Origin of the sequence: Fusibacter paucivorans (assembly GCF_018390735.1) — a bacterium.
Classification (GTDB): domain Bacteria; phylum Bacillota; class Clostridia; order Peptostreptococcales; family Acidaminobacteraceae; genus Fusibacter; species Fusibacter paucivorans.
On record NZ_JAHBCL010000009.1, the window covers coordinates 132,253 to 141,866 of the forward strand.

Below are 9,614 nucleotides of genomic sequence, written 5' to 3' on the forward strand. Positions count from 1 at the left end.
TCAAGTCTGTAGGTACATCATATACGGTCAGTACACGCCATTAAACTGTGAAGTTAAAAGTATATTGCTGAACGGATTTTCCGTCTGGCGCAACGATTCTAATTTCAGCAGGTTTACTTGTCGACACAGTAATCGGACATCTGCTGGATGCTTTTTTCCCATTTACAGACATGCCTGAAATCATATCTGACATTGCAATTGGCGTCAAGGTAACACTGGTTTGACCCAATGCAATCTTCACATCGTATTTGTACTCATAAGGTACAAATTTATTCTCGATGATATATTTAAGTCTGCCATCCGGTAATTTATCATTGACTGTATCAAAACCGGTTTTGTAATTAAAGTCATGACCCACAAGTTTCGCATCTTTAAAATAAACATTGCTAAGCTGTGCATTGCTTTTGATATCATATAACAGATTGCTTTCGATCAACGGATTTTCCCCAGTGTTGTCAACTTCGAGTCTACTGAAGCCCTGTTTGTCATATTTACCGCTGTAATCTGAAATCACTTGTTTCCCGCTGATAGCAAATGCAGTCCAGTTTAATGTATCATAGCTATTGCCATCCATTACCATCACTGCACCGTCACCACGTCGGTCATCAGAGATGCTTTCTTGACCAAAGTTAACGAGTTTTTGAATGCACTGTTCCCATACCATTAAATAATCTGAACCTACACCGATTCTGTTATGACCTGTGTAGAGCTCCTTAACAGAACCGCCGCCTTCATTGTATTTATCAAAGAGCTGTTGATGCAGCGACAGCAGCAAATCGAGTTTAATGCCTCTTGCGCCAAACTGGTCAGCTACCCAGTATCGATTGACACCGTAAATATCGGATGAGAAAAGCAAACCTGTGTCTTTGCTGTAAAGCATCATTTGGTCATCACAGTGGCCCGGCAGACGCATCATTTCAAAAGTAACATTCCCAAGATCCAGCGTATCGCCCTCTTTCATCAGGTGCATTTTAGAGCCTGTATAAGTGCCTGATCTTGAGCTGATGATATTCTTATTGGCACTGGTATAATCTTTGCCATAGACATCAATGCTCCATTCGCCGTCGATAGGTCCGACGCGATCACAGATATAAACGTCTAATCCCATATCATAGGCAGAAGCCATCGCACCTTTATGATCCGGATGATTGTGTCCCAATACAAAGATAAACGGTTTCGTCGCATATTTTGCTTTGACGACATCGACAAGTGATGTACTCGTATTGGTTGGCACCAATCCATCGTAGAGAATACCCATTTTGCTGCCTTCAATATAGAATGCCGCTGCTTGGAAGTTATCAAAGAAACGATAAACTGTCGGGAAGTTTGCAGAGCCCTCATGCAGTTTATCAATGGCGAAATCATGCCAAGCCGGTCTATCAATCCGCCAAATAAAGCGGCTTAACGGGCTGTCTTTCATGCCGTCTTTGGTTGCATAAGCTTCAACTTCAACGCAGAAGTAAATGTTGTCATACGGTAAGTCTTTATTATTGTTAAGTCCAAACATTGGATCGGTTGAAAAACCCGGTACATAATCATACCAAGGACCCCAGTTTTCTTCCAGTGTTACGCCGACACCTCGGTCTTGGATAAATAAGCCGAGCAGTTCTTTATGTGAAATATTAAATGCTCTTGTACGCCAATGCACTGTTGCACCTTCTGTCGGCGTAAACCATTCAGGACGGCACCTAACGAATTTGCGAAGCGATACGGGCATTGACCATACTGGAGAAACAATTTTTTTGCTAAGCGTTTCGATGATAATACGTTCTTCGGTATCCGTAATGCCATCCAGTGGATTAATGCTGTCATTCGTTCTGCCGCGCATAATATTCATGCCGAATAAAGTATTTAATGCGCTATACGCTTCCTTGCTCACTTGTTTCACATCACTGAAAAGCGATAGGTAATCTGTATCGACCGGTTCTAGTTTAAAAGCACTGCAAATAATAACCGCTGCATCTTCGCGCGTCATAACAGACATTGGATAGAATTTGTCATCAATACTCGCCGCACTGATCACGCCCATATCCAATGCACTTTCAATCGCTTTGACGTAGTCGCTGTTGCCCGTTACATCATAGAAATTTCGAACGCGTTCTTTTTTTAAGATATTGCCTTTTTCATCAATATCCGTTCCATCATCCATTACGGCATTATAATGCGGCCATCCAAAGTAATTGGCAAGACGGATCATAAAAGCGCCTCTGTTGATTGGTCTATCGACTTCAATGGCATAAGCACCTGCTGTTTGGCTCGTGGTAAAAGTAACTTTGTGTACACTGTTGCCTTCTGTAAAAGAAACGGCAACATCGTAACCACCGACACCATCTCTCATAATAATGGTACCGTCCGGATCAACGGAGACAAGGTGTTTATTTTCTGATCGCCAAGTCCCTTCTGTTTGAATAACACCGCCGATAACGGCAATGAGTTTAACCGGTTGAATAAATTCAAGACGATAGTGGCTGCCGCTCATATTGGTTTTATTGCCGTCGATATAAATACCATCTTTTAACTTTTTAGCATCGCTGTCAGTTGTATGTACGACATCGTCTGCTGCAACCATTGCCGCACTAATGACGTTGCCAGGCATAATTGATGCAATGCTAATGCCTGCCGCGCCAGCTGCAAGGCCTTTTAAAAACGTTCTTCTCGTAATACCATGTGGTTCTTTGGTCTGAATATTCATTTTCTATCCCCCATTAATATTATTTTGAATAAACTAACTCGACATATTCTTAAGCCGTTTTCGAAATAAAATACTACATAGTGCAATGCTGATTTCAAAGAGCACCATCATCGGCAATGCTACCAAAATCTGCGTTGTGATATCCGGCGGCGTTATAATTGCGGCGACAACAAATGTCAGCAAAAAGACATACTTTCGGTTCTTTTTAAGAAACAATGGATTCAGCAGCCCTATTTTCGTCAGCAAAATCGTGACAATCGGCAACTCAAAAACAATACCGAATGTAATCAACATGCTCAATACGAATGAAAGGTAATTCTGAATGGATACCATCGGCATAATACTGCCGTCCATGTTAATGCCGCCTAAAAATTTTAGTGCCAAGGGCATTACAATCGCGTAACAGAAAGATGCACCTGCTACGAACAAGACAACGCCAAATGTCAAGATTGCAAAAAAACCCATCTTTTCCTTAACCGTCAGTCCAGGGCACAAAAACCGCCACAAATTATAACCGATCACTGGAAAAGAGATCACAATGCCGGCAATAACGGCAATCCGAATGTAGGAGAGCATCAATTCCGTCGGAGAAATATAGATAAAACTAAAATTCTCGCCCAATGCTCTTAAATGGTCAACAATCCATTCAGCATAATAAAAACTGACGCAAAATGTAACTGCAAATACTACGAGACATGCGATAAGCCGTCTTCTAAATTCAGCCAAATGCGTTATGATAGACATTTTATTTTCTGATGCACCTTCATTAAAAAGATTATGCAATTTTTGAAACCGTGGTTTACGCTTTGTTAAAGCGTCACTGCCGGTGTGCTCCATTAAGCATCAATTCCTTCCTTCTTTAAAGAATCGCTTTCTGTATCAACCATGCTCTTTTTAAAATTTCCGATGGTTTGCCCCATCGCCTTGCCGAGCTGCGGCAATTTTGAAGGACCAAATATTAAAACGGCGATCCCCAATATAACCATTAATTCTGTCGTTCCCAATCTCATGATACGTCTCCTTTCTCAACAACAGTTTCCTTGATGATCTCATCAACCTCTTTAATTTCTTCACCCATACTGTCGATTTGTTTTTTGACCGTCCCCATCATTGACCCTGCGAGCTTGCCGAGCTCAGGTAACTTTGTCGGTCCAAATATGACCAATGCAATTAACAATATTAGCATTAGTTCATTTGTTCCAAGCCTCATACGAATCACCTCCTGTCAAAGGCTTATAGCGGTGTTAACACTGTTATACCACGTTGTTCAGATATTTGTACATTTACAATCCTTGTCATTGTACAGCTTTTAATAACAGCTCATTTGAAAATGTCAATTATTGAACATCCTCCGGATGCATTTATAAAATTGTTCATCCCATAAAAAAACTGCCGGTTTTTTTCTCCGACAGTTTTGAACAATAACTATAAAATTTTAAACCGCATGATTGAATAATACTTTTCATTTTCCTAGAGATAATTTATTTTATTTCATATCGAAATTGATCAATCACGTCATTTACAAAATCAGCTCCATATGATTCTGCAAAACTTTTAACGAGAATTGGCGATGCAATCTCAATCATTTTTTGTTTTTCTGTGTCTGAGAGAGCACTTACCTCTACACCGCTTTCAATAATGGTTTCCAGTCCATCTCGTTCATAATCTCTAAGATTCTCACGGCCAAATTCAATTGTATCCGATACTGCTGCGGCTATCCATGTCCGTTCTGCATCCGTCAACGAATTGTAATAATCCAGATTAATATAGAAAGAATCAAAGTACACTTTGTGATTGGTTCGGATCACATTTGTCTGACATTCGTAAATTTTATTGCTCACAATACTTGGTATAGTGTTTTCCTGCGCTTCGACAATCCCTTGCTGAAGCGCCATATACACTTGTTCGATGTTAAAGGCACTTGGCTCTGCACCCAAGCATTCCCAAAAGTCAGATTCAATTCCCGCGTTGATGGTCCGAATTTTCATGCCTTTAAGATCTGTTAATGTTTCCACTGGCCCATTATTGGTCAATATACGATAGCGTGACGGCATCATCCCCAGGAGGTAAACGCCATCTGCATTGTTTTCAGCTTCGATCATCGTCTTGAGCGCTTCATTGGAAGCCAGTGCTTGGTCAATTATTTGTGAACTCGTCCCAAGAATAGAGGGCAGCCAAGTAACCACGCGCATGATCTTGGAAGGTCCCATTCCCAGCCGCATTTCAAAAGTCCCATTTGAGATGCCGTTAATTCCATCATTCAGGCTTCCCAAAGTATTCTCACCGTAAATGCTAACGCGTAATTCACCATTCGAAATGTGCTCCAAGCGCTCTTTAAAATGAACGGCCAGTTCATGAGTAACACTGTTCGTCTGTTCTGAATGCGTCATTATGATGACTTTCCCATTCGGTTCAATATTTTGAACGGTACTTGAATGTTTCGCAAGCTCCGATGGCGCCGAAATAACGAACTGCTTATAGGCAGCCGCTACTGCAATGACCGCCACAGCTAGGAAAAAAACTTTTAGAAGACGTTTATGACTTTTCATGTGCACCTACCTTTCTCGCCCTAAAGAGCCCCGGTGTTTCATGATTGTATTTTTTAAAGACGCGAATATAACTCTGGGATGAATTAAACCCTGACTTCGAAGCAATTTCTGCGATGGTCATCTCACTGCCAATCAACAGCGTTTCAGAATATGCGATCCGATGCTTATTCAGGTATTCTAAGAAACCTTGGGAAAGGTATTCAACGAACAAGCGCGACAAGTAAGAACTATTAATCGCACAAGCCTCACTGACTTCACCGAGTGAAAGATTACTGTCAGCAAAGTGATCTTCAATATAGGTCTTCGCATGCGCGATATGCAGAATATCCTTACCGGATTCCACGATTTCAGGTTCGCGTACGATTGGTGTCTTCTTTATCACTGCACTGCCTTGGTGTTTTGCCATGCGCGTCACTGCATTGGTTTCAGCATCCGTGTAAGACTGATGAACCTGCAAAAGTGCATCGTAGATCCTGCCGATCCCAAGGCAGTAATGTTCACCTGCTTCTGTCCCGTGCAAAAAATTTTCAAACTGCGACAGATCACTTTTCACAGTCACAGAGGAATGCTTTGGCGGATATTGATGAATGAGCGCGATATCACCCGCAGGGGTTTCACAGATGCAGCTATAGGCTTTATCGTGCCAAAATGCTCTTATTTGATGCAAAAAATTGATTTGCATATACATTGTCAAATAATGATCGCCTCCGGGTTTCAAGCGCTTTAAGACCATTGCTTGGTACCTGCCGTCATCCCGATAAGGTGTGTTGATCTCATCTAGAAACTGATTAACATAGTCAGCATCCATTTGCTCGCTTTGTGCTAGGTTCATGATAAAACGGTCTGATACTTCTTGTTCTACGCTTGAAAGCGCTCTTTCCAGAAGCGCCTGTTTTTGCAGATTATCCTCAAAAAATCGCTGAATCGTATCGAGTTCATTAAGTGCTTCATGATCTGCCTTGTTTTGCTGGTACCCTTTCACCGATTCCATGACTTGTTTAATCGGCTTATAAACATAGTTCAACATATAGTAGAAAGCCCCCAATGACAGGAGCAAAATACCAATTAAAAACGGTGACATCTGTAAAAGCACATCATTCAACCCAGGATACAAATAGGATTCTTCCATATCAATCAGCCAATCGAATCCCGTCTTCTGTGATAAGTATCTAAGTTTTAATTTGCCCTGCGCATTTGCCTTGGCAATGGCGGCTTGATTGCTCAACTTTTCCGAAAAATCAATCGACTCCGGCGATGCTTTTGGATAGCTGCTAAACAAATCAAAAACAGGTATATCTTCAAAATACAGAAAACTGTGCGTTGGATCCATATTCACTTCATCGACTAAATAATGGTACATATATTCACGGTCAAGGCGAATCGCCATAACCGCCAAGTGTTTTTCAGCCGGGAATCCTGCCATGTAATAGAGTTCGCCCTCATACCATCTCAGATAACCATCACCAAAATAGCGATGCTCTTTAAATAGGTCCTCCGAGGCGACCTCTGAAATATTCTTATCAGAATCCATCACGAGGCCACAGCTTTTTATATAGAGTGTTGCCGTATCAACCCACGAATTTCGGGCGGCAAACGTATAGAGTGTCAGTGCAATATCAATGGGGTAAAAGGCATCATCATTGCCGCTGATCGCCATGCTCAGCGTTTCATCATCTTTAAGAATATCCTGAACTTGAACATCCAGCGCCGATATGTTTAAATCGACTTCCCGGTTTATCGATGCGAGTACCGTGATGTTTTCATCAACGCGTTTGTCCTTATAAGCCGCTTGATAACTAGAATTAACATAATAATAAAACCCGAGGATTATAATAAAAATCAAGACGAACAAAATAAAGATCGCCTTGAAAAAAATGCTGTTGAATTGCATGACTTGTATGAACTTTTGCCTTTGATTGTGTAAAAACGCACGCACCGCAGTCAATCCCCCTCTTTAAACGCTCCCATTCCATTTTACTGTGTCCACTGCGCTTTTTCAAGGCACTTCGACAATTGCTGAGAAGTTAAATGCATTTCAAAGGGCACTATGTCTCCGAAGCTCTTACACAATTGCTTGTATCATTGTTTGTATCATTGCTTGTATCATTGCTTGTATAATGCTTAAACCAACATCCTTTTGCACTGCTGCATTAAATAGCACTTTGTATTTTTGAAAGCATCGCATCACACTCGGTACGGCTGTAAAAAACGCCAGCTTTAAAAACACCGGTATGCATTTGTATGGCATTGAGATCATCAAGAGGATTAGACGTTGTTAGAATTAAATTGGCGCGCTTGCCGACTTCCACCGTTCCAAGCGAATCACTGAGGCCCAAGCATTTTGCAGCATCCGCTGTTGCAGCACGAATCACTTCGTATCGGCTCAAACCCGCGTCTTGCAAAAGTGCCATTTCACGGTGTTCTGAAAAACCTGCAACCACATAAGGCACGGCTTTGTCTGTTCCAACGAGTATCCCTGCACCCGCCCGCCTTAGCAGTTCAACAATCGCTTTGTAATCATCCATATAAACATGATTCCCCGGAATCCCCTTTTTTTCATAAAGCTGTTCGGAAGCTTTTTGCAAAAAACGCATGCCTTTTCGCTGACGCTTCGATACATATTGAAACGATCGTTCGCGTTCATAAGTCTTTTGCATGGCGGTATTGGCCAAACGCTCATTGGCAACGAGCGTTGGACACTGCCATACTTTTTTTTCAGCAGCTTGATGTGACAAAACTTTCACTGTCTCCATATCTGGATTCAAATCAGGGCGATAAGGATTGATAAAGCCATAAAGATGTTCCATTGTCCACATTTTCGAATCAAGTGCATGCATCACGCCAACATCATCCGGCACGTGACCGGCAACCCGCATATTGTACTGACCTGCATAGATCATAATCTCATCAAACTGCTGACGTGACAATGCATGATAGATTTTAATAAAATCATAACCCTGCAATGCTTGCCTTTCGATAATCCGTCGCGTTTGTTCTCTGTCGCTTAATGCGTGCAGGTACATATATTTTGGAAAAACGGGCGGATTGCCGTCGAGCAAGGCCCCAGCTGTGATAATATCCGGCCCGACGACTTCTGCATTTTCAATTTGTCGTTTTAGTGTAAGGTGATCAAAGACGCGTGTCCCCATGATCCAGTTCATCGGCTTAAAACGCCCGTATCCCCACATATTTCGGATGGTTGTCACACCATTCACGAGGTAAAGCTGTAAATCATCAGGATTATCGCCTAAATGCGTGTGCATGTTAATAAGCCCCGGCATTAAGTATTGATCTGTTCCATCCACTATTTCAACATCGCCTGTCTCGGCAAAGGGACTACTTTGTATCGCTCTAATCGTCTCATTTTCAATCTTGACATATTGTCCTGCCGTTAATCGATCATCTTTCATCGATAAGATTGTCACATTATTAATAATCATCATCGTTTTCCCTCCATTGGGTATTATCTTGCAGGTATGACCTCAATAAAAATATTGCCCATTAAAAATGTCATAAACTGATTTTGAAAAGCCGCATCATCATTCAAATGATTTCGGTAATGCTCATTGTGTTGATAATACACAATGCCCATATCAATGTAATAAAAAATCATTTGCCGTTCGATATCTGCGCGTATTTTGCCTTCGGCAACACCTGCATCAATGAGCGCGTACAATTCGCGCTCATAAGCTTCTCGGTACTGATCAAACGGCGCTTGCAGTGCATCATTATAGCGTACCAGTTCTTGGCAAAGTGCATAGTCGCCGCTTCCTGCAAAAGCACTGACAACTGTAATCATCTGCGCCATCTTTTCGTTTAGGGGCGCTTCACTTCCAGAAATGGACATCAACTGTTTTGAATAGCTAGCCAGCAAATAGCTGCCCACTTCCAAGTAAAGGGTATCTTTATCTGAATAATATTTATAAATCGTCATTTTTGAAACGTTAGCGCTTTCTGCGATATCATCCATCGTCGTTTTTTTGACGCTGTTTTGCAGCCATAGTTTCGTTGCTGCCATTAATATTTTTTCCGATTTTTTCATTTCGCCACCTCTAAATTGTACTTTTTTTATCATTTTAGTACATTTGTATGGTTTTGGCAAGTTTTTGTCACATTTATTTTCGTTCATTCTCTTTCATCTTGAATGACAGCACGCCTTTTCGCTTCGTTTCAACTGAGAACCTCTCTATCTTTTTCTGTCTATGTATAACCTTTTAGCCATCCTTTCCTTTACACGGCATGCACATCTTTGCAATCGGGTAGGAGAGAAAGTTAAATAACTTTCCCGACCTCCCACAGCACCGTACGTACGGGTCTCGTATACGGCGCTTCCCAAGTTTATGCATTAACAGTTTTGTATTTGTCAGAAAAGA

Annotated in this window: 8 protein-coding genes; all 8 read right to left on the reverse strand. The window is 41.5% G+C overall.

All coding sequences use genetic code 11. The annotated features are described in order from the left end of the window. Nucleotides 1–40: 40 nt before the first annotated feature. The 8 genes from KHM83_RS06830 to KHM83_RS06865 all read right to left on the reverse strand — a co-directional run bounded on the left by KHM83_RS06830 (nucleotide 41) and on the right by KHM83_RS06865 (nucleotide 9,283). Nucleotides 41–2,692: an S-layer homology domain-containing protein gene (locus KHM83_RS06830; protein ID WP_213236240.1), complete on the reverse strand. Its 2,652-nt coding sequence runs from the start codon at nucleotides 2,690–2,692 to the stop codon at nucleotides 41–43. Between the two features lie 33 nt (nucleotides 2,693–2,725). After that, nucleotides 2,726–3,436 carry a twin-arginine translocase subunit TatC gene (tatC, locus tag KHM83_RS06835; RefSeq protein ID WP_213236242.1) on the reverse strand — a complete coding sequence of 237 codons (711 nt, stop codon included), beginning with the start codon at nucleotides 3,434–3,436 and terminating at the stop codon, nucleotides 2,726–2,728. Between the two features lie 92 nt (nucleotides 3,437–3,528). Continuing rightward, nucleotides 3,529–3,702, reverse strand: coding sequence for a twin-arginine translocase TatA/TatE family subunit (gene tatA, locus KHM83_RS06840; RefSeq protein ID WP_213236243.1), 174 nt, complete (start codon nucleotides 3,700–3,702; stop codon nucleotides 3,529–3,531). After that, nucleotides 3,699–3,902, reverse strand: coding sequence for a twin-arginine translocase TatA/TatE family subunit (locus tag KHM83_RS06845; protein WP_213236245.1), 204 nt, complete (start codon nucleotides 3,900–3,902; stop codon nucleotides 3,699–3,701). Before KHM83_RS06845 ends, tatA begins: the two co-directional genes overlap by 4 nt. Nucleotides 3,903–4,173: 271 nt before the next feature. Beyond that, nucleotides 4,174–5,241 (reverse strand): TRAP transporter substrate-binding protein, encoded by a 1,068-nt coding sequence (locus tag KHM83_RS06850; protein WP_213236247.1) that lies wholly within the window; start codon nucleotides 5,239–5,241, stop codon nucleotides 4,174–4,176. Beyond that, entirely contained in the window at nucleotides 5,228–7,177 is a 1,950-nt protein-coding gene (locus tag KHM83_RS19945; protein ID WP_213236248.1) for a helix-turn-helix domain-containing protein, read from the reverse strand. The genes KHM83_RS06850 and KHM83_RS19945 overlap by 14 nt, the downstream gene beginning before the upstream one ends. Before the next feature lie 214 nt (nucleotides 7,178–7,391). Continuing rightward, nucleotides 7,392–8,684, reverse strand: a complete 1,293-nt coding sequence (locus tag KHM83_RS06860) for an amidohydrolase family protein (RefSeq protein ID WP_213236249.1) — start codon at nucleotides 8,682–8,684, stop codon at nucleotides 7,392–7,394. A gap of 20 nt (nucleotides 8,685–8,704) precedes the next feature. Then, entirely contained in the window at nucleotides 8,705–9,283 is a 579-nt protein-coding gene (locus KHM83_RS06865) for a TetR/AcrR family transcriptional regulator (RefSeq protein ID WP_213236250.1), read from the reverse strand. Between the last annotated feature and the right edge of the window lie 331 nt (nucleotides 9,284–9,614).